Annotated in this window: 20 protein-coding genes; 4 read left to right on the top strand and 16 right to left on the bottom strand. The window is 41.2% G+C overall.

Annotated features, from left to right (window positions below; genetic code table 11):
• Positions 1 to 24 precede the first annotated feature (24 nt).
• Both mmsB and ACH63V_RS08740 read right to left on the bottom strand, forming a co-directional pair.
• Positions 25 to 915: a 3-hydroxyisobutyrate dehydrogenase gene (mmsB, locus tag ACH63V_RS08745; protein WP_396463270.1), complete on the bottom strand. Its 891-nt coding sequence runs from the start codon at positions 913 to 915 to the stop codon at positions 25 to 27.
• 11 nt (positions 916 to 926) lie between these two features.
• Positions 927 to 2,444 (bottom strand): CoA-acylating methylmalonate-semialdehyde dehydrogenase, encoded by a 1,518-nt coding sequence (locus tag ACH63V_RS08740; protein WP_396463269.1) that lies wholly within the window; start codon positions 2,442 to 2,444, stop codon positions 927 to 929.
• Positions 2,445 to 2,609: 165 nt separating this feature from the next.
• On the opposite strand from ACH63V_RS08740, the gene ACH63V_RS08735 reads away from it, so the two are divergent.
• The gene (locus ACH63V_RS08735; protein WP_396463268.1) at positions 2,610 to 3,491 is read left to right on the top strand and encodes a LysR family transcriptional regulator; all 882 of its coding nucleotides are present in this window, start codon (positions 2,610 to 2,612) and stop codon (positions 3,489 to 3,491) included.
• Between the two features lie 62 nt (positions 3,492 to 3,553).
• Here the strand turns inward: ACH63V_RS08735 and ACH63V_RS08730 are convergent, their stop codons facing one another.
• From ACH63V_RS08730 to ACH63V_RS08710, 5 genes are all read right to left on the bottom strand, one after another.
• Complete coding sequence (locus tag ACH63V_RS08730; RefSeq protein ID WP_396463278.1) at positions 3,554 to 4,978, bottom strand: amino acid permease; 1,425 nt, start codon at positions 4,976 to 4,978, stop codon at positions 3,554 to 3,556.
• A 375-nt stretch (positions 4,979 to 5,353) separates the two neighbouring features.
• Entirely contained in the window at positions 5,354 to 6,793 is a 1,440-nt protein-coding gene (locus ACH63V_RS08725) for an amino acid permease (protein WP_396463267.1), read from the bottom strand.
• A gap of 162 nt (positions 6,794 to 6,955) precedes the next feature.
• Complete coding sequence (locus ACH63V_RS08720; protein WP_396463266.1) at positions 6,956 to 7,315, bottom strand: RidA family protein; 360 nt, start codon at positions 7,313 to 7,315, stop codon at positions 6,956 to 6,958.
• Between the two features lie 10 nt (positions 7,316 to 7,325).
• The gene (gene alr / locus ACH63V_RS08715; protein ID WP_396463265.1) at positions 7,326 to 8,429 is read right to left on the bottom strand and encodes an alanine racemase; all 1,104 of its coding nucleotides are present in this window, start codon (positions 8,427 to 8,429) and stop codon (positions 7,326 to 7,328) included.
• A gap of 20 nt (positions 8,430 to 8,449) precedes the next feature.
• Complete coding sequence (locus ACH63V_RS08710; protein ID WP_396463264.1) at positions 8,450 to 9,715, bottom strand: D-amino acid dehydrogenase; 1,266 nt, start codon at positions 9,713 to 9,715, stop codon at positions 8,450 to 8,452.
• A 136-nt stretch (positions 9,716 to 9,851) separates the two neighbouring features.
• Here ACH63V_RS08710 and ACH63V_RS08705 point away from each other — a divergent pair, with 136 nt between their 5' ends.
• A complete protein-coding gene (locus ACH63V_RS08705; RefSeq protein WP_001247568.1) occupies positions 9,852 to 10,319 on the top strand; it encodes an Lrp/AsnC ligand binding domain-containing protein in 468 nt (155 codons plus the stop codon).
• A gap of 40 nt (positions 10,320 to 10,359) precedes the next feature.
• Here ACH63V_RS08705 and ACH63V_RS08700 read toward each other — a convergent pair whose 3' ends face one another.
• Positions 10,360 to 11,505, bottom strand: coding sequence for a DUF1624 domain-containing protein (locus ACH63V_RS08700; RefSeq protein WP_396463263.1), 1,146 nt, complete (start codon positions 11,503 to 11,505; stop codon positions 10,360 to 10,362).
• Positions 11,506 to 11,579: 74 nt separating this feature from the next.
• On the opposite strand from ACH63V_RS08700, the gene ACH63V_RS08695 reads away from it, so the two are divergent.
• Positions 11,580 to 13,670 (top strand): TonB-dependent receptor, encoded by a 2,091-nt coding sequence (locus tag ACH63V_RS08695; RefSeq protein ID WP_396463262.1) that lies wholly within the window; start codon positions 11,580 to 11,582, stop codon positions 13,668 to 13,670.
• Positions 13,671 to 13,715: 45 nt separating this feature from the next.
• On the opposite strand, the gene ACH63V_RS08690 is transcribed toward ACH63V_RS08695, so the two are convergent.
• From ACH63V_RS08690 to ACH63V_RS08660, 7 genes are all read right to left on the bottom strand, one after another.
• Entirely contained in the window at positions 13,716 to 14,096 is a 381-nt protein-coding gene (locus ACH63V_RS08690) for a nuclear transport factor 2 family protein (RefSeq protein ID WP_396463261.1), read from the bottom strand.
• 25 nt (positions 14,097 to 14,121) lie between these two features.
• Positions 14,122 to 14,502 carry a ribonuclease E inhibitor RraB gene (locus ACH63V_RS08685; protein ID WP_006581242.1) on the bottom strand — a complete coding sequence of 127 codons (381 nt, stop codon included), beginning with the start codon at positions 14,500 to 14,502 and terminating at the stop codon, positions 14,122 to 14,124.
• A 125-nt stretch (positions 14,503 to 14,627) separates the two neighbouring features.
• On the bottom strand, positions 14,628 to 15,293 hold the full coding sequence (locus ACH63V_RS08680; protein WP_396463260.1) for an RluA family pseudouridine synthase: 666 nt from the start codon (positions 15,291 to 15,293) through the stop codon (positions 14,628 to 14,630).
• Between the two features lie 110 nt (positions 15,294 to 15,403).
• The gene (locus ACH63V_RS08675; RefSeq protein ID WP_396463259.1) at positions 15,404 to 16,105 is read right to left on the bottom strand and encodes a DUF1003 domain-containing protein; all 702 of its coding nucleotides are present in this window, start codon (positions 16,103 to 16,105) and stop codon (positions 15,404 to 15,406) included.
• A gap of 80 nt (positions 16,106 to 16,185) precedes the next feature.
• Positions 16,186 to 16,689 (bottom strand): DUF2867 domain-containing protein, encoded by a 504-nt coding sequence (locus tag ACH63V_RS08670; RefSeq protein WP_335864217.1) that lies wholly within the window; start codon positions 16,687 to 16,689, stop codon positions 16,186 to 16,188.
• A gap of 487 nt (positions 16,690 to 17,176) precedes the next feature.
• Positions 17,177 to 18,376 (bottom strand): MFS transporter, encoded by a 1,200-nt coding sequence (locus tag ACH63V_RS08665; protein WP_396463258.1) that lies wholly within the window; start codon positions 18,374 to 18,376, stop codon positions 17,177 to 17,179.
• 197 nt (positions 18,377 to 18,573) lie between these two features.
• The gene (locus ACH63V_RS08660; RefSeq protein WP_022574348.1) at positions 18,574 to 19,158 is read right to left on the bottom strand and encodes a TetR/AcrR family transcriptional regulator; all 585 of its coding nucleotides are present in this window, start codon (positions 19,156 to 19,158) and stop codon (positions 18,574 to 18,576) included.
• Positions 19,159 to 19,474: 316 nt separating this feature from the next.
• On the opposite strand from ACH63V_RS08660, the gene ACH63V_RS08655 reads away from it, so the two are divergent.
• Positions 19,475 to 20,176: an SDR family oxidoreductase gene (locus ACH63V_RS08655; RefSeq protein ID WP_045124640.1), complete on the top strand. Its 702-nt coding sequence runs from the start codon at positions 19,475 to 19,477 to the stop codon at positions 20,174 to 20,176.
• Positions 20,177 to 20,270: 94 nt separating this feature from the next.
• Here ACH63V_RS08655 and ACH63V_RS08650 read toward each other — a convergent pair whose 3' ends face one another.
• Positions 20,271 to 21,500: a beta-ketoacyl synthase N-terminal-like domain-containing protein gene (locus ACH63V_RS08650; protein ID WP_396463257.1), complete on the bottom strand. Its 1,230-nt coding sequence runs from the start codon at positions 21,498 to 21,500 to the stop codon at positions 20,271 to 20,273.
• Positions 21,501 to 21,941 lie beyond the last annotated feature (441 nt).

Raw genomic sequence — 21,941 nt, 5'->3', positions numbered from 1 at the left:
TAAAGCCATCCTTTGGCTTTACCGTTATGCCTCTTGTGGTAGGTATTGCTGAATAATGCTCGAAAAATCGAGATTGGCATTACCGCGCATGCACATTTGCTGATAGAGCTGTTGCACCATGCCACCTAATACCACTGGCTGTTTGACTTGGCCCGCAGCCTCTACAGCGAGTCCTAAATCTTTTAGCATCAGCTGAGTCGCAAAGCCGTCTTGATAGCCCCGAGATGCTGGCGCGTTTTCATTAATATGCGGCCATGGGTTACATACATCCGAACTCCAGCAACGACCACTCGAAGTATTAATTACCCCCGCCAATGCTTGTGGGTCAATGCCGAGTTTCACCCCCAACGCCATGCCTTCTGCCACTGCAGCCATTGAAATACCTAAAATCAGGTTATTACAAATTTTGGCAATTTGACCTGCACCCACATCACCACAGTGAACAATATTTTTGCCCATGTGGCTGAGTACAGGTTTTACATCGTTAAAGGTTTGATCATCGGCACCCACCATAAAGGTTAAGGTCCCCGCCTGAGCACCAATGGTTCCACCTGAAACTGGCGCATCACAGATTTTAATATTTTTACTCTGTGCAACAGCGGCAATGTCTTTAATGGTTTGCGGGTCAATAGTACTGCTATCAATGCATAAGCTACCTGCTTTTAGCACCTCTAAAACACCATTTTCACCCAAGTAAACTTCTTTCACATGCTTTGCTGCAGGCAACATGGTAATGACTACATCAGCTTGTTTTGCTGCTGCCTGTGGGCTGTCGCAAACTACGCCACCTGCCTCGGCGAAGTGCTGAATAGCAACTTCACTGAGGTCATAACCGTAAACTTTGATTCCGGCTTTAAGTAGGTTATGGGCCATTCTGCCGCCCATATTGCCTAGACCGATAAAGGCGATATTCATCCGTAATCCCCTTAACGTAAACTAATGGTTGTATTTACACCGCCAACTTCATGGCTATCTTCAAACCAGCGACTGGTAATAGTTTTAGTTTGAGTATAAAACTGGACAGCCTGTTTGCCGTATGGCCCCAAGTCACCAAGTTTTGAACCTCTTGAACCCGTAAAACTAAAGAAAGGCACTGGTACAGGAATTGGAATGTTGATACCCACTTGACCAATATCAATCAGGTTTTGGAAAGTACGTGCAATGGCACCGCTTTGTGTGAATAGGCCTACACCATTACCAAATGGGTTGGCATTAATCAAAGCAATCGCTTCATCGAGTGTATCTACACAAATAATTGAAAGTACCGGGCCAAAGATTTCTTCTTTATAAATACGCATGTCGGTATTTACGCCGCTAAAAATCGTTGCACCTACAAAGTTGCCCGATTCATAGCCTTGAACTTGAACATCACGGCCATCGAGTAACAACTCTGCCCCTTGCTCAACACCGCTATTAATCAAGTCAATTACACGCGCTTTAGCACGTTTTGAAATGACTGGGCCAATGTCAGTATTTGGCTCATGGCCTGCGTTTACTTTTAAGGTTTTCGCTTTTTCGACTAACTCTTGAATCCACTGTTTACTTTCACCCACCATGACTGCGACAGACAATGCCATACAGCGTTGCCCTGCTGCACCGAACGCTGCACCGACCAAGGCATTTAAGGTTTGTTCTTTATTAGCATCAGGCATGACCACTACATGGTTTTTTGCGCCCATCATCGACTGCACGCGTTTACCATGTTGTCCTGCAAGGTTATAAACATGTGTTCCAACCGCTGTTGAGCCCACAAATGAAATCGCTTTAATGTCTTTATGTGTGCACAAACGATCAACCACTTCTTTGCCGCCATGCACAACGTTGAGTACACCCGCTGGAATACCTGCTTGAATGGCAAGTTCAACCAGCATCATGGTTGATAACGGGTCTTGTTCTGATGGTTTTAAAACGAAGGTATTGCCACACACGATTGCCATTGGGAACATCCAAAGTGGAATCATGGCAGGAAAGTTAAACGGCGTAATACCCGCACAGACACCCAAAGGTTGCTGCAATGTGTAAGTGTCTACGCCACGTGCTACACCTTCAACATATTCACCCATTTGCAAAGTGCCGACCGAACACGCATGTTCAACGACTTCTAAACCACGTTGAATATCGCCTTCAGCGTCTGCCAAGGTTTTACCCTGTTCCGCCGTTAGTACTTGTGCAATTTCTTTCATGTTGGCACGAATTAAGTCTTGCAACTTAAGCATGATGCGCATACGTGCCTGAATTGGGGTCTGACGCCAAGAAGCAAAAGCATCTTGTGCAGCCTGAATAGCAGCGTCGACTTCTTCAACCGTTGCAAAAGGCACGCGGCCAATCACTTCCTGAGTTGCAGGGTTAACAATGTCTTGCCATTCTTGTGTTTTAGATTCGATAAACTGTCCGTTAATAAGTAATTTAGCGGTGTCCAATTCGATTTTCTGGATTGTGTTCATAACCTCTCCGTAGGTCATATTTTTATTGTGTTCAGTTATTAGAAAATACTGATCTATGTATTTTCTTTATTCAGGTTTCATTTGAGACTAACAAAGAAAGCTTTGACCACCAACGGAAATTCATGCACGATTGTTGTGCAAATATGCACAAGGATGACAACAAAAATGAAAGTGGATTGGGATCATCTACATTTTTTTCTGGTTTTAGCTCGGACTAAAACGCTGACCAACGCTGCGCGGATTATTGGTGTCGAGCACAGTACAGTAGCTAGACGGATTCAGGCACTAGAACTTGCTTTGGGTACAACGTTGTTTAAGCGTGAAGCGACTGGTTATGAGTTGACACTCGAAGGGATGGCACTTGTTCCTCGAGTTGAGCAAATGGAACAAGCCTTCTTACAAATTGAAAAACCACATCAACCTTTGCAAGGTCGTGTGCGAATTGGCACACCTGAGGGCTTTGGAACTGCATTTTTAGCACGCTTACTGGCTGAGTTCTCAATTCAGTATCCACTGCTGACCATCGATCTAATTCCAGTACCAAAAATGATTAAGCTCTCACACCGTGAAGCGGACATTGTGGTATCGATTGAACGCCCAACCTCTGGGCCTTATATCATTACGCGGTTATCAGACTACTGCTTAAAAATTTATGGCAGCCAAAACTATCTAGCGCAAAACCCTCCTATTCGACGTCTAGAAGATTTAACCCAGCATCGCTTTGTAAACTATATTGATGATCTGGTGTATAGCCCCGAGCTGTACTGTTTAGAGCGGTTACCTTTAAAGCTCAATGCTAACTTCCGTAGCAGCAGTATTTTGGCCCAGCAAATTGCGGTCAGTGCGGGTGCAGGGCTTGCGATTTTGCCCAAGTTTCTAGCAGACGATAAACCTGAACTCGAAGAGGTATTAGAGCAGCAAGTTCGCTTTACTCATACCTTCTGGATGCTGACCTTTGTTGATTTACAGCATGAACCGCGCATTAAACTGGTCTGGGATTATTTGCGTAAACAAGCCGATAAATATCAGCACCTACTGGTCGATTAGACACCTCAATAAAAAAGCCAATCAATCATGATTGGCTTTTTTGGTAAATCGAGAAAGGATAATTAAAAGACTTCACGGCCTAGTTTTTTCATACGCGGCTTATAGAACGCATAGTAAGTTACGCTTAAAACCACTAACCATACTGGGCTAACGTAGAGTGCTTTCAATGTATCTGGCTCTAGTGCCAAAATCACTAAAGTAAACAAGAAGAATGCAATGACAACATAAGCCATCAACACTCCGCCCGGCATTTTAAAGGTCGATTTAGCATGTAACTCTGGACTCAACTTACGGTAACGTAAATAGCATGCCATGATCAGAAGCCATACACTAATAAAGAGAATCACACAGAGTGAACTTGCCAAAGTAAATGCTTCCATGGTGTTTGGAACAAAGTACTGAAGCACTGCTCCACCCATAATGAAAATACATGAAAAGATTAAACCATTTGAAGGTACGGCACGTTTTGATAAACGCCCCAATGCACTTGGCGCCTGACCATCTTTCGATAAACCGAACAGCATACGACTGGTTGAAAACACACCGCTGTTCATTGAAGACATCACTGAAGACAGTACGACCAAGTTCATGATGATGGCTGAAACAGGAATACCCGCATTTAAGAACAACTCAACAAATGGGCTTTTATCTGCACGAATGTGATCCCAAGGTGTTACTGACATCACCACAAAGAGTGCCAACACATAGAATAGAATAATACGTACAGGAATCGCGTTAATTGCCTTAGGCAGATTTTTCTCTGGATCTTTGGTTTCAGCGGCTGTTGTACCAATCAATTCGACGCCAATAAAGGCAAACACGGCAATCTGGAAACCTGCCAAAAATCCGCTTACGCCTTTTGGAAATATGCCACCATGCGACCAGACATTACTGATACTTACAACCTCACCATGCGGAGCTTGAAAATGAGTAAGGAGCATGTAGCCACCGACTCCAATCAGGCCAATAATGGCCAAAATCTTAATGAGTGCGAACCAAAATTCAACTTCACCAAACAACTTCACCGTAAGAAGGTTAAGCCCTAAAATGAATAGTACACAGCCTGTACTGATCATGGCCTGTTGCATTGGTGAAAAACTGGCGCCTTCGGGCAACCAGAAACTTAAATAGTTAATGACCGCAGACAAATCAGCAATACCGACCAGTACCCAGCCTAACCAATAGGTCCAACCTATATAATAGCCAGCCCATGGTCCAATCAAATCATATGCCATATCAACAAATGATTTGTAATGTAAGTTGGCAAGCAGTAGTTCACCCAATGCACGCATCAGAAAAAAGAACATACCACCAATTATCATGTAGATAACGAGGATTGAAGGACCTGCGAGGGAGATGGTTTTGCCCGAGCCCATAAATAGGCCGGTTCCAATTGCACCGCCAATAGCAATCATTTGTAGATGGCGATTATTTAATTTCCGTTGTAAATGATCAGGGGAGCTTGCCTCATCGGGATGATGAACCATTGTCATATTAGAAGTCCTTTTTATATTTGCTTAATTTCAATCAGCAACATATAGGGAGAAAATGAACCGTATATCATGGGTTGCTGAGTCTATACATCGGGACAATATGTTCAAGTATATTTTTTCCTTAATTGAACTATCTTTATCCCTGTTTTTTTAAATTGCATTATTTATGTACTGCCTTCACGGCAATTTTAATTATCCAATCTCGATTCACCAGATGAGCCGAAGTGTAGCATGCGATAATGCTTGATGTCGCTTTCCCTCCCCCCTCCAAACTGCACTAGTGATTCAAAAATAAACAACATTATTCCGATAAAAAATAGAAAGAAAATAAAAAAAGCCAATCATGTTCGATTGGCTTTTTAATAAAACTTAATGATCGTTAACGAGTTCACGTCCTAGCTTTTTCATGCGTGGTTTGTACAACATATGATAGGTAACACCTAAAATGATCAACCATACTGGGCTGACATACAAAGCTTTTAAAGTATCTGGCTCTAGCGCCAAAATAACTAAAGTGAAAAGCATAAATGCTAAGACAACATAGCTCATCCAGATGCCACCCGGCATTTTGAAAGTCGATTTTTCATGTAATTCAGGACGTAATTTACGATAGCGTAAATAGCACACCATAATGAGACTCCAAACACTAATGAATAGAATCACACAGAGTGAACTTGCTAACGTAAATGCCTCCATGGTGTTTGGAACAAAGTACTGAAGCACTGCTCCGCCCATAATAAAAGTACAAGAAAAAATTAAACCATTTGAAGGAACTGCGCGTTTTGATAAACGACCAAATGCACCCGGTGCCTGACCATCTTTCGATAGACCAAACAACATACGACTGGTTGAAAACACACCGCTGTTCATTGATGACATCACTGAAGACAGCACCACCAAGTTCATGATGATGGCAGAAACTGGAATACCCGCATTTAAGAATAACTCAACAAACGGGCTTTTATCTGCACGAATGTGATCCCACGGGGTTACTGACATCACAATAAAGAGTGCCAATACATAGAACAGGATAATACGTACCGGAATCGCATTAATTGCTTTCGGTAGGTTCTTTTCTGGGTCTTTGGTTTCAGCAGCTGTTGTACCTACCAGTTCAACCCCGACAAAAGCAAATACAGCAATTTGGAATCCTGCCAAGAAGCCTTCTGTACCTTTCGGGAATAAACCGCCATGTGACCAAACGTTACTCATACTTGCAATAGCGCCCTGTGGAGCTTGGAAATGACTGAAAATCATGTAGCCACCCACTCCGATCAGGCCAATAATCGCCAGAATCTTAATAAGTGCAAACCAGAATTCAATTTCACCAAATAGGCGTACTGTTAGGAGGTTAAGTCCCATCACAAATAATACACAGCCAGCACTAAGCATGGCCTGCTGTATTGGGGAAAAACTTGCACCATCGGGCAACCAGAAGCTCAAATAGTTAATGACTGCTGAAAGGTCCGCAATACCCACCAGCACCCAACCTAACCAATAGGTCCAGCCCAAATAGTAACCGGCCCAAGGACCAATCAGGTCATGAGCCATATCAACAAAAGATTTGTAGTGCAGATTTGCAAGGAGTAACTCACCCATTGCACGCATTAAGAAAAAGAACATGCCTCCAATAATCATATAAATAAAGAGAATTGAAGGGCCTGCGAGGGAGATGGTTTTACCTGAACCCATAAATAGGCCAGTTCCAATTGCACCGCCAATAGCAATCAGTTGTAAATGACGGTTAGACAGTTTTCGTTGCAGATGATCAGGAGAATTTTCCGTATCTGGATGACGAGCCGTTGTCATATTAAAATTCCTTTTTGAATTCCTTTGTTAAGATCAGCAACCTATGGCGAAAATCGAACCGTATGCCATAGGTCACTGAATCTGTTCACCAAAAAATGACTGGATAAACCGTATCTATCTTCCTTCTGTTAGATACATCATCATTTTTGGAGTAAAAACGAATTACTTTTGTGCTGCCATCACGGCAATTTCAATTAACCAATTTGGATTAACCAAATCGGCCTGAATTGTGGCACGCGATGGCGCAACACACCCTTTTAACCAATCAACCCAAATTGCATTTACGGTTGAAAAGTCAGAAAGATTTTTTAAATAGAGCTGTGCAGAGAGCAAACGAGATTTGTCGGTATTGGCTAATGCCAAAAGTTCATCAATTGTGGCAAGAATTTCACGAGTTTGGCCTGCCACGTCTTGCTCGGTATTTTTAGGTACCTGACCTGACAGATAAACCACTTTGTTAAAAACAGTCACGGCGCTCATGACTTCGTTAGTGTTAATCTTTTGTATATCTGAATTAGACATTCGGATTTCCTTATACCTGATTAATAAATTGAACACGGGCGGTGACGGCACACATCAGTTCATAACCCACCGTACCGGATGAAACTGCAACATCATCAATAGGTAAAACAACGCCTGTACTTGATTGGCCCCAAAGCACGACTTCACTGCCGACTTTGGCACTCTCAATGCCCGTTAAATCGACTGCCAACATATCCATGCTGACGCGGCCAATTGTACGAGTGCGGACAGAGTCCACTAAAACAGGCGTACCTGTTGGTGAAATACGCTGATAACCATCGGCATAGCCGCAAGCCACAATCCCAATCGTCATGGGCTGCTCTGCGACAAAGTTTGAGCCATAACCTACGCTTTCATTTGGTTCTAAATGCTGAACGGCAATAATTTCGCTGCGTAAGCTCATGGTCGGTTGTAAGCCCCAATCCGCAATACTATGCGTCGGGTAATCTGGCGAGCTGCCATAGAGCATGATGCCGCTACGGGCATAATCTGATTTGAGCTGGTCTTGATAGCGCAGAATTGCCGCGCTATTACTTACCGATCTTTCACCCGGTAAGTCCTTAACAATTTCTTCAAAGGCAGTGATTTGATAATCAATGCCTTGCTGGCCGAAACGATCAGCATCTGCATCTGAAAAATGCGTCATGTGCGTAATCTTGGACACATTTGCCAAGTTATTTAAACGTTCCCAAGCCTGAACATAGTGTTGTGGTTTAAAACCAAGACGGTTCATTCCACTGTTCATTTTCAAGAAAACATCAAATTGGGCCGAATAAGGATGCTTTTCTACCCACTCAATTTGCGCTTCACTATGAATGGTGAAACTAAGCTGATACTGCACACAATCAAATAAGTCTTGAGGAGAAAAAACTCCTTCGAGCAACAAAATTGGACCTGTCCAACCTAAAGCACGAATGCGTTTTGCTTCATCAAGATCAAGTAAGGCAAAGCCATCTGCTGCTTTAAATGCTTCATAAACACGTTCAATTCCGTGTCCATAAGCATTGGCTTTTACAACGGCAAAGACCTTACTATTTGGCATAGCCTTGCGTACCACCGCCAAGTTATTTTGTAAGGCTTGACGGTGGATTACTGCGGTAATAGGACGAGGCATGATTACTTTCCTAACGTCCGTTATGCAGCATGCGCGTGTGAATAACGCTGAATTGAAAGGCCATCGGTACTGATTTCAGTCTTATGATTCAATACGATGTCACTGATTAATTTTCCTGAACCACATGCCATGGTCCAACCTAAAGTACCGTGACCTGTATTCAAGAACAGATTTTTAAAGCGAGTCGCGCCAATAATTGGAGTACTGTCTGGTGTCATCGGACGTAGACCAGTCCAGAAAGATGCCTGTGCCATATCACCGCCCGGGAACAAGTCCTGAGTAACCATTTGCAAGGTTGCACGGCGGTCTTCGTTCAGACCTAAATTGAAACCACTTAACTCAGCCATACCACCTACGCGAATACGTTGATCAAAACGCGTAATCGCAATCTTGTAGGTTTCATCAAGCACTGTAGATTGCGGAGCAAAAGCAGGGTCAACAATAGGAATCGTCAACGAGTAACCTTTCACAGGATATACAGGCAACTGTAGATCAAGTGGTTTCAAGAAATCACGTGAATAGCTACCAAACGCTAGGACATAACGATCTGCAGTTAAAACTTTACCATTGACCAAAACGCCCTTAATTTGATCGCCTTCAACAATCAATTTTTCTACGTTCTGATTGAACTGGAAGTTAACACCTAGCTCTTTAGCAATTTGAGCTAAAGCATTGGTAAATAAATAACAGTCACCTGTTTCGTCATTTGGTAAGTGTAAACCACCAACCAGTTTATCTTGTGCATTAGCCAAAGCCGGTTCTACACGACCAAGTTCGTTGCCATTTAATAATTCGTAGCTTACGCCGCACTCTTCAAGCACGCTAATGTCGCGTTGAACCGCTTCCATTTGTGCTTCTTTACGGAATAACTGCAACGTACCTTTAGCGCGGTTTTCGTAGTGAATGCCTGTGTCTTTTCTAAGTTCACGTAAGCAGTCACGGCTGTATTCAGCCACGCGCATCATACGTTCTTTGTTCACAGCATAACTTTGCGGATTACAGTTTTTTAGCATTTGCGCCATCCACTGTAACTGCCACATGCTGCCATCTAAATTAATCGCAAGCGGTGCGTGATGTTGGAACATCCATTTCACAGCTTTAAAAGGGATTCCTGGTGCTGCCCAAGGGGTCGAATACCCAGGCGAAATTTGACCTGCGTTACCAAAACTTGTCTCTTCAGCAGGACCTGACTGGCGATCAAGAACAGTGACCTCAGCTCCTTGTTGAGCTAGATAATAGGCACTTGCCACTCCAATAACGCCGCTACCTAATACAATTACGCGCATTTCCATTCCCTCACGCACACCAGTTTATTTCACTAGTATATTTCTGCTTCAATAGTTTATTTCACTGTTTTTCAGGGTATAATCTAGGTAAATTTATGTTTTTCTCGCGAGAATTTTAAAAAAAGAGGAAATATCTATGCGCCCCTTAGATCGTATAGATCGCATGATTCTGGACATTTTGCAGCGTGAAGGACGAATTGCGATTAGTGAATTGGCATCGAGAGTCAACCTCTCTACCACCCCTTGTTCAGAGCGTGTAAAACGCCTAGAACGCGATGGCATTATCATGGGTTATTACGCACGGCTAAACCCCGCCTACGTAGATCGTAACCTGCTTGTCTTTTTAGAAATTAAGTTATCTGCCAAATCAGGCGATGTATTCGACCAAGTGGCTAGAGACTTAGTTGAGATTCCTGAAGTGCTCGAATGTCACCTTATTTCAGGTGAATTTGACTATCTTGTAAAAGCGCGCTTAAAAGAAATGAGCGCATACCGCCGCTTATTGGGAGATCTATTAAAGAAACTTCCTGCTTCGGCATCTTCACATAGTTATGTGGTCATGGAAGAAGTCAAAGAAACTTTATATTTAGATGTGAGTAAATAAAGCGAGCATTATTGAACTCGCTTTACTCAAGTTTTGAAAATTAGAAATATTTTAAAATCGAAATATGCTTGTTTTGGTGCTTGAACTTAGAGAACCATTTAACTGCTGGATAGAGTGCAAAAGACAGCACAATTGTGATTAACCACAGCATCCACACATGGCTGACCGACAAATAGTTTCCGTAGTTAGCTCCCCACACACTGAGTGCCAACAAATACATCAGTTTCAGCACATATAAATGCAGTAAATAAAAGAACATCGGCACCGAGCCAAACACGACCAATGGTTTTAGAAATGAATATTGCTGCATACGTTCAAAAGCAACGAGCACAAGCAAGCCAATTCCAACATTCAGCAAAATAAACAGTAAAGATGGCGGATACTTGGTGAGATTAAAAAAGCTCATTAACGTCAGTTGTAATGACTCAAAATGCTGCCACGGCTGGTCACCATAGACGTTGATTAAACGCAATAAAACAAATAGCCCAATACTTGCTAAACCAAGGCTGAGTAAAGCACGGCCTCTTTGCTTTGCTGTATATTTTGAACTAAAGAACTGACCTAAAACGTAGCCTAATAAAATTACCCCAATCCAAGGTAAAACAGGGTAACTTGTACGTAGCTTAATACCTGCAAACTCAAGCCAGCCACGTTCATGTAAAACGAACCATATATTCTGTAGGATGCCTTGTGAGAAATGCACAGAATCTAATAAGTTGTGCCCAAAAATAATGACCAACGCTACACCAGCAAGAACTGGCAAAGGCAAACTTACACAGCACGCTAGCACCACCATGCTAATACCTATCGCCCAAATCACCTGTAAATAAATGACTTCAGGCGGAAAAGTTGCTGTCCATGCAAAATTCACCAGGGTAAGCTCTAACACAATTAAAAATAAGCCGCGTTTTAATAGAAACGCACGTGTTTGTTGTAAGTCCTGTTTTTTTGATTGAAATAAAAATGCAGAAATACCGGTTAAAAGTACAAAAACCGGAGCGCAAATATGTGCCAATAATCGACTGCCAAATAATGCTGGTTCTGTTACTGTTACGTCCATTGGATCGGTAACCTGTTTATGTAAATAGAAAGTTTCTCTTACATGGTCGAGCAACATAATGATGATCACCAAACCACGCAATGCATCAATCGACTGTAAACGTTCAATATTCTTTTCTAAAGACATAGCGGTAATCAATAAAATAATGTAACGTTATACTATTACATTATAGTTCTTTTGTCTTTCATGGCTGATTATTTATGCAACACAAATTAGGATTGTTGTCTTCGTTGGGTCTATCATTTATATCGACATTCACTTGGGCAGAAGAAACGTCAACGGTACTTGAGACCATACGCGTTCAGGCTGAAAGCACCCAAGAAGGTGTGAGCCAAAATAGCTCGGCGACTAAATTTACTCACGATGTTTTAGATGTTCCTTTTAATCGTGCTTATGTTTCAAAACAAATGATAGAACAACAAGACGTTCAACGGATTGATGACGCATTAAGCTTGGTGAGCGGGTTTTTTCATCAAAACAGTTTTGGTGGCGGCTTTTGGGATAACTACTCTTTCCGTGGTTTTAGTACTGATCCCAATTTAGGTGCATCTATGATCCGTAACGGTTTGAGTGTCAACCGAGGGATTAATGCGCCAAAAGATGTCGTAAATATTGAATCTTTAGAGTTTTTAAAAGGGCCAATGGCAGCTTTATATGGCCGCGGCGAAACAGGTGGTTTGCTGAACCTCAACAGTAAAAAACCACAGTGGGAAAGCGAAAGTGAAGTTAACCTACGTGCCAATACCCAAGAACAATATCGAATTAGTCTGGAACACACTGCCCCTATTAACGATGAACTGGCTTATCGTGTAGCAGTGGCTCATGAAGATAATCAAAGCTTCCGTGATCATGTCAGTAGTGAACGCTGGTTCTTTTCACCGCAGCTCACATGGAAAATTTCAGACCAAACACAACTCGACTTTGACAGTGAATTTACAGAGCACAAAGGAACCTTTGACCGTGGTGTAAGTACAGTCAATCATGAGTTTGTGATGGACCCGAAAACCTTTACAGGTGAACCTGACGACGGCGATTTGAAAATAAAAGATTACTTTTACCAATTACGTCTTAGTCACGAATTTAACCCTGACTGGAAGCTAAATAGTGCAGTCAGTTATAAAGATGCCAAAATGGTCGGCTTTGCAACCGAACCTCGTCGTATGCAAGCCGATGGCCGTACTTTAGAGCGTCAACGTCGCTATCGTGATTATACAAGTCAAGATGTTCTAGCTCAGACAGAGTTACTTGGCAAGGTTGATACTTCGTGGGCGCGCCATGAAATTTTACTTTCAACCGAGCTTGGTCAACTCGACTATAAACAAAACCAGCTTCGTCGTAATCACAGTGCTGGCATGCCTAACACAATTGATATTTACCAACCTGAATATGGCAAATATTTACCAAACCTAGCACCGTTTACCAACACCAAAGAACAGCAGCGTTACTTTGCACTCAATATTCAAGACCAGATCTTCTTTAATGATCAATGGAGTGTGCTATTTGGTAACCGTTTTGATCAGGTCGAGCAAGACTTTAAAAATCATCTGACGCAGACTGAAAGCAACCAGATACTTCATCAAAATAGTCCGCGTTTCGGAGTAAATTTTAAAGCCTCTGAGCAATGGGCGTTTTATAGCAACTATGGCCGCTCATTTGCCATGAATAGTGGTATGAACCGAAATGGTCAGACTTTTGCCCCTGAAAAAGGCGAAAGCTATGAGGTCGGCACCAAATATAAATTGAATGACCAAAGTGTGCTGAGTCTCGCTTTGTTTAAAATGAAAAAACGAAATGTACTCACAACCGATCCGATCGACAGTAACTTTCAAACCGCAGCAGGCGAAGTGAGTAGTAAAGGAATTGAGTTTGACTTAAATAGCCAAATCACTGACCGTTGGTTCGTCAATGCCAACTATAGCTATACCGATGCTCAAATTGAAAAAGACCAGGACTTGCCAAAAGGTGCCCGTCTGAGCAATGTGCCAAAACACCAAGGTGCTGTAAGTACCAATTATGAGTTTCTACAAGAAGGCTCAACAAAAGCAGGTGTAGGTGCCAACCTTACCTATGTGGGTGAACGCAGTGGACATAACCTTGATAATGGCTTTAATTTACCGAGCTATACCCTCGTAAACTTAAATGCTTACTATGCTCCATCTGACCGTTTACGCTATCAACTGAACGTAAACAACCTATTTGATAAAACCTACTATGTCTCAAGCTATAGCGATTTATGGATTCAACCGGGTGAACCATTGAATGCTTCAATTTCGGCACAGTGGAAGTTTTAATTCATCTATAAAATAAAAAAGCCCGAATTATTTCGGGCTTTTTTATTAGAACATGCCATTTACATTCACAAGCGGTTCAGGCTGCATTTGTCCGATATCCCAAAGCTCAGCAATTTTTCCATTTTCAAAACGGCAAATATGAACCACAGCCAAAATGGTAGGTTTGTCGTTCATTTGCATTTCAAGTTTTGAATGCACGACGACCAAAGTCCCATCTTCAATGACATGTTGAACATCAAAGACTTTGTTAGGATTTTCAGCCGCGCTTTCACGCATTCCTTCCTTCAACGAAGTTGCATCACCCGCATAATAAGGATTGTGATGCTTGAAGTTAGGCGCAGTGTAATTGCTATAGGCTTCATCAACTTCGCCTGCTGCGGCAAGTTCTAAAAACCGTACCGCAATTTGTTTTTGAGATAAGTTCATGATTATCTCCTACTCTTTTTAGACCTTATTGTAAGAGGTCGTCTTCTTCAGTTTCTTCTTCAAAGACATAGGCCATACAGCCCCATCCGTCATATTCACCCTGAAATTTTTCAGCGATGCTGGCAAACCATTGTTCCAAATCAACGATATCTGAATACTCAGGTTCCATGTTTACGAAGATGGTAATTACCCATTCGTTTGGCTCAACAGAGTCATCTTGGAAAAGTGAAACTTTTTGTTCTTGGTAAAGTAAGTAAAGTGCACATTGCTCTGCATTTTTTTGATCTTGAAAAGCAATTGAAAATTCAATTTCATGCAGCTCGGTTAAGTCATCCCCATCTTCAACCATTTGCCAAAGTACATTGCCGTTATCGTCATCTGGAAATTGTTCGTAATCGCGGTTCATTAGATTGTCCTTGTTGTTGCTCTAATTTGTATTATTCGGACTTAGAATACCCGACTTTTATTGCAGTTTGGGTATATATTCCGTTCCCAATTGCATCAAATTGAATTTTTAATTGTATGTAAATTTTAAAACGGCACTTGCGATTCAATAACCACATCTGTTCCTTTCAATGGATGCTGAAAAGCCAGATAGGCAGCATGTAAAGCCATACGGTTTAAATGAAAACGTTTAGGCTCAGGGTGATACAGCTTGTCGCCCATAATCGGATGGCCAATATGCATCATGTGCACACGTAGCTGGTGCGAACGCCCTGTGACTGGTTCAAGCAACACGCGAGTTTGATCATTGTTTTCATCATAGGTGAGAGGCTGAAACAAGGTTTTAGCATGTTTACCTAATTCAAAATGTACAATTTGTCTTGGGCGATTTTCCCAGTCAGTAATGAGCGGAACTTCAACACTACCCTCTTGTGCGACTTGGCCTTGCACCAAAGCAATATAATGTTTTTTGACTGTTCTAGCCTGAAACATTTTACTTACCGCAACTTCTGCATCACGGTGCTTGGCAAACATAAGTAAGCCCGACGTCGCCATATCTAAACGATGCGTCACTTTAGCCAAAGGGAACTTTTCCAGCACCCTTAAATAAGCACTGTCATGATGCTCAGGTAAACGCCCCATGACTGACAACAATCCCGCAGGCTTATCGACCACAATTAAATCGTCATCTTCAAATAAAATTGAAAGCGGATCTTGTGGTGGAGCGTAAACAAAATTGTCGTTTAAAGGCATGGTCGTAGAAACAGCAAGGGAGCATGGCGGCAAATCATAAAGAAATTTCAGACCTACCGCAAAGCAATCTATAAGCTCTCATCATGTTCCACGTGAAACTCAGAAAAGCTTTATCGTTTTTTATTCATTTCAGCTAAAAGATCGAGCTGAATTTCTTGAATGTGTGCAAGCCTTTCCCACTGATGCGATAAAAGATGATCCATTTTTTCATGCAAATGACGTATCTCAAGTTCCGCTTTTAAATTAATTTGATAGTCATGTTGAGAACGCAAACGGTCTTTGGCTTCTTGACGGTTTTGGCTCATCATAATAATAGGTGCCTGAATTGCAGCTAAGCATGACAAAACCAGATTAAGTAAAATAAAAGGATAAGGGTCGACTGGACGTGTCACCATCACAACGGTATTTAAAATAATCCAAGCCGTTAAGAAAATAGCAAAGCAAATCAGGAAAGCCCAACTACCACCAAATGTCGCGATCTTATCTGCCAGTTTTTCCCCAAACGTCCACTTTTGATCGAAGTCAGATTCGGTATTTCGGCTAATTAGTTCATGGCGTTGCATACTGCCAATCACTTCATTTTCTAAATTAGAAAGTTCGCCCTTTTCGGAACGTAAAAGTGATTGAACGTATTTAATTCGATAATCTGCCAAATCGGCTCGACAAATAAAACTTGAGTAATTCCAATCTGGATGATCTTTTATAATTTCATCACTAATCACATTCCGAATGACTTCACCCGAGACCAGCTCTTTTAACGGGAAATTCTTTCCGCATACGGCGCATTGGCGACACTGGTTTTTATTCTCCATCTTATTCAGCTCGCAATTATAATAATAAGCATATTATATAAATGATTTCAGGCGACAACATCGTAAATAAAAATAATGCTTTAACCCAATATTTGTAAAGTTGCTGGCACTATTTTTCGATGTGCAGGAATCACCGGCATCATGTAGAGTCTTCCCAGCCAATTTTTAATATGTACCACTGTAGTTATGGTGAGTACTTGAGTCTTCTCATTCTTATAAACAGATAAAGTCACATTTAAATGCTTGTCATCGTCCCCAATGACTAACTCATTTTCGGTACGTTGCCGTAAGGTAAAAATTCCAATTCGGTCGCCTGCAACATACTCATTTTCTTTTTTATTCGAATCAATTTGCTTAAAACTTCCTAAATCTTTAAGTCCAATCTTGGAAGTAATTTTATTACGCATATTCATGCTCCACTCGACCCACTCTGGAGTGTGATGGAACAGTTTAATAAGTTGCTGAAATACATTTAGGTCGGGTTGACCCAGCACAATACTCCACGAGTCGTGGAAGTAAGCATTGTTCAATTGAGATGAGATTTGGCTATCGCTAGGTAAAGCAGAAAGATAAGGCTTATTCATTAAATTATATTCTTGTAAAGTATCGTTTTTATTATAGAGAATTTTTTAGGGTGTCAAGGGAAAACATCTATGGTTTACTTCAACAATCATAACTTTGTAAGTTATAACCTTGTGCCTATAAACTTTTGATCTATAGCGTCCTAAGCCGAATCGAGACCTTTTGGGTGAGTACACACTAACGTTATACGTTTTGGTGCATGCTACTCTTTTCGATCCCTATCACACCCTTGAGATATAGTTTAGCCAGCACCCTGCGGGATTGTTTTTCTAAGAAAAGCGAATTTTTAATATTTTTGGGAATTTTTACGTCATTAGACAAATTTAAAAGAATTTATTCCCATTTACCCATAATTAGTTATATTTAAATTCCACTTTATTTGTATTTTTCGGTTTATTTTACCAAAGCATTAACTGTTTTTGACAAAAGTGCATCAAACTATAAAAAGTAAATTACCCTTCATTTTTAGTCATGAAGGGCAAAAGTCTTTTATGAAGAAATAAAACCATGTTTCCGAGCATGGTAAACAGCAAATAACCCAGTCAGGGCAAAAGCCAGCATAAACCACGGAAAAGAAGCTGCCCCAAAACTTTCAAGCAGTCCTCCACCAATCATTCCACCAAATGCGATAGCAAAGTTAAATACCGTGACCAACATAGACTGCGCTACATCTGCTTCGTGTCCCGCAGTATTTGCCAAAGCTGTTTGTAATAATGTTGGAGCCCCACCAAAAGTAACTCCCCATAACACAACACCCGCCAGTACAACAAAACTTGAAGAACTATAAACACCCAAAAGCGCTGTTGCGATAGCAAAGATCAATAAGCTTAAAAGCGTTATTTTTCTTAATGAACGATCGATAAACATGCCTGTAATGAGAATGCCGACAATTGAAGAAATGCCGAATATAAACAGGATAGTCTCAACTTTGTATGTCTGCCCTGTCGAAGCCAAAAATGGTGAAATATAAGTATAGAGAATGCTATGCGCCAATATCCAAAGGAAAACAACTGCTAAAACAGCTCTAATGCCCGGCATTAAAAGAACTTTTAAAATGGGCAACCTTTTCTGTGCTGACTGCCCTGCAAAATCAGGAATACTAAAACGAATCCAGACAAATAAAATCAATGCCAATAAAGACATGATCCAAAACCCACCACGCCATTCAAACAATGTTCCCAACCACGCACCCAAAGGCACCCCTATTGATAAAGCTATCGGTTGCCCAACTCCAGCGATTGCTAAAGCTCGTCCTTGATACGATGCAGAGACCATGCGTCTTACATAACCCGCTAAAAGCCCCCAAATAACACCCGCTGCCATCCCTGCAATAAAACGAGCAATCAAAGTCAGCATATAGTCATTTGATAAGGCAGTAATCGCGTTAAATACAAGTAACCCTGCAATAGCACTGAGTAATAAGGGTCTCCGATTCCAACTACGGGTAAGGCTAATCAGCGGTATTGCCGCTAAAACAGAACCTAAGGCATACACTGCTATAAGCTGCCCTGCATAAGCTTCTGAAATATGTAAGCCTTGACTGATTTGGGGCAAAAGCCCTGCTGGCATGGTTTCTGTCATGATGGTCAGAAAGCCTGCAACTGTAAAAGCCAACAGTTTCCAAATTGGTAATTGAGTAGAGAATTCATCAGTTAACTGATGAGATGTTTCATTACTCTTAGTATTCATAAAGCTTTACTCTCAAATTCTTTTAAAGCGTACTTACTCTGCTCTGCATCGCTATATGCTTGTTTTATCAGGTTAGGATGGAAAAGCATTTGTTCTCCATGTGAACTAAAATCATTATTTTGGAATGATCATTCCAATTTAAGTTAAATAAAAACCTTAACTATTCAGCTCAACCATAGTTAAGGTTTAAATGAGTTTTATAAAACGTTTAAAGCAACCTCGACCACATCCATTAAACATTGCTTTCTTTGTTCAAGTGGGCTGCCTTTCCCTAGAACACGTAAACCTTGCATGGTGTTTAGAAAGAAACTTGCTAATGCACGTGGGTTTTGGGTAGAAGAAATTTCACCAGATTGTTGAGCTTTAATTAATAAACTCTCTAAAGCATGTTGAAGTTTCTGTAGGTTACTTGCAACGAATTGAGAGACATCTTCATCATGCCCAGCCAGTTCCAAACAAGCATTTGCAACGAGGCAGCCTTTGTGCTCTGAATCATTCAGCTCATCTTCAACCACATTTATTAGTAATTGTCGAATAAGGGCTTTCGGCGAACCTGAACCAGACAACAGCTTCACATTGTTAAGTGTTTTTAAAAGTTCATAACGCTGTAACGCTTTTTGATAAAGACCCTGTTTGTTTTGAAAGGTGCTGTAAAGGCTACTTCTAGATAGTCCCGTACCGTCAACTAAGTCTTGAACTGAAGTTGCAGCATAACCGCGACGCCAAAAAACCTGCATTGCAGCATCAGCAATTTCATCAGTTTCAAATTCTTTGGTTCGCATAAAACATATCTAACAGGAACGATCGTTCCAATTAATTTATGACAGACCGATAGAGAAGTCAAACTAAAAAATTATTTCATCAGCAAACATTTCTTCAATTCGAAAATCACTATCCTAGGTTTCCCATAAAGATAAAATTTTAATAAAAGCTATATTATCCAGACCATTCAAAACCAACTAACTTAATTAATGTTTTTCATATTTTTGTCTTGTTCTTTCTGCATTATTTTTAGATTTAATTTTTTCGCTTGAATACATTATAAAAACATATTATAAATTATTTCTAACCAAATAATTGGTTTTTTGGAACTTTATAATGAACAACAATATTATAATTTTTGGTTATGGAACAGGTATTTCCAAAGCCGTGGCACATAAGTTTGGTAAAGAAGGCTATAAAATCGGTTTAGTGGCGCGTAATGCTGAAAAACTTGAAAAAGCCATCTTAGAACTTAAGGCACAAGGTATTGAAGCTTATGCTTTTACATGTGATTTAGCGGTTCTTGAAGATATACCAAACCTTATTCAACGTATTAAAGATCGATTAGGAGAGATTAAAAATATTCATTGGAATGCTTTCCATGATATTGAAGGCAATATTCTAAAAACCCCTCCACTAGAGCTTACCAAAAGTTTTCATATTCGCGTTTCAAGCTATATTGCGACGGTGCAAGCTTGCTTAGGTGATTTAGAAAAGAACCACGGTAGCATTTTATCGACAAATGGAATTTTTGCTTTCGATGCAGTGGGCATCGACTTGGTTGCCAAAGAATATTCATCGTTAGCAACCACCGCTGCCGCTCAATACAAGGCCACCAACTTACTTGCTCATAGTCTTGCTGACTCAAATGTTTATGTGAGCCAAGTGATTGTAAATGGTTTTGTAGATGGAACACCTGAAGCGAAGGATAAAACCTACGCGGTGCATCCTGAAACAGTTGCGGAGCAGTTCTGGTACTTACACCAACATAAACAAGAAACTGTGTCTCTTTGTGGAGAAGCCATTCAAGCCGCTTAAACTATGTTTTATGAGAGAAAAAGCGTAATCCATTACGCTTTTCTTAACTATTTGAATTTATTTTTTCTAAAGCCCATATATTTCGAGTTTTAAACTACCCTTCCCACTTTCTAAAAACCAGACAAGTATTTACGCCACCAAAACCAAAGCTATTACTCATAACTGTTTTTAGTTCGGTTTCTCGGCTCGTTTGAACAATATCGAACCTTTTAGCTTCTTCGCGCAGTTCGGTAATATTAATACTCGGCGCGATAAAATTATTTTGCAGCATTAAAATAGAATAAATCGCTTCGTGTACGCCTGCTGCCCCCAAACTATGCCCAGTCATGGACTTTGTCGAACTGAGTGGCGGGACTTTTTCACTGCCAAAAGCTCGCTCTATGGCCAATAGTTCGGGAATGTCTCCTGCTGGTGTTGAAGTGCCATGCGTGTTGATATAGTCGATGATGCCAGAGCCATTTTGTTTGGCTTCTGCGAGTGCCAGTTTGATGCAACGGGTCGCGCCTTCACCGCTCGGGGCTACCATATCGACACCATCGCTATTGGCAGCGTAGCCAACCACTTCTGCCAAAATTTTTGCTCCGCGCTTTTGGGCATGGCTTAAAGACTCCAAAACCACCATGCCACCGCCGCCAGCGATCACAAAACCATCGTTATCTACTGAATATGGGCGTGAAGCCGTTTCAGGTGCATCGTTATATTTAGAGCATAAGGCGCCCATTGCATCGAATATTGCCGTTTGCGACCAATGGTCTTCTTCACCGCCACCTGCCAGCATGAGGTCTTGTTTACCAGCGGCAATAAGGTGATATGCATAGCCAATTGCATCGGCTGAAGTCGCACAGGCACTTGCGACCGATTGGGATACGCCTTTTAAGTTAAAAGCGCGTGATAGGTTAGAGCTAATGGTGCTGGTGAGGTAGCGTGGCGCTAAATCGGGCGATACCTCGCTTGCGCCTTTTTCTTTTAAGGTGTGCAGCATGTCGATGATAGACGCTGTTGAGGTGCCGCCTGTTCCGCCAATCACGCCATATTTTGGGTTGTTGGCAATATCATTTACATCAAGATCGGCATGTTGTAGCGCATCGAGTGCCGAGTTGTAGGCGTACATCGCGCAAACGCCCATGTGTTTTTTTAGTTCTGGATCAATATTTTCAAAATCCATTTCGGCAGTGGCGCTCACATGACTTCGAAAGTTCAGTTTTGCATAGACATCGTTATAGCGAATGCCAGAGCGGCCTGCTTTTAAGGACTCGGTTACTGTCTCTAATGTATTTCCAATACAGGAATTAATTCCCATACCTGTGATGACAACTCGTTCCATTCTTATCTCTATAAAAACGACAAAAATAGATCTTAACAATCAAGTTCTTTTTTGGAACTGGCAAAATATTTCTATATTTATTATTTTTTCTCATCGAATATAAATAAAAAGTTAATAATAATATTTTTATTTTTAAATCTATTTAGTTTTATTATTAAATCAAAAATATTTTAAATATTAAATTGACGTATTTAAAATCACCGATTATTATTTCGTTGCTGGCCTACATTGCCAGACGGTTTTGACAGACCGTAACTCGTGGCGGATTATAGTTCTACTATAAGTCGTTAGACCCTTGCGTCCCCTTTTCTTTGCGGTAGGACGGATGGGGGACGCCCCGCGCGTGCTGGTTCTACGAGTCCAGTCTGTCAACCCCTATTCGTTCTACCACCATAATCAATTGACGGTGATCTGGTGGTAGGACTCCATTTTTTAAGGAGT

Origin of the sequence: Acinetobacter sp. ABJ-A23_2 (genome assembly GCF_044538765.1) — a bacterium.
In the GTDB taxonomy this organism is placed as follows: domain Bacteria; phylum Pseudomonadota; class Gammaproteobacteria; order Pseudomonadales; family Moraxellaceae; genus Acinetobacter; species Acinetobacter nosocomialis_A.
This window is presented reverse-complemented; position numbering and strand designations above follow the sequence as displayed.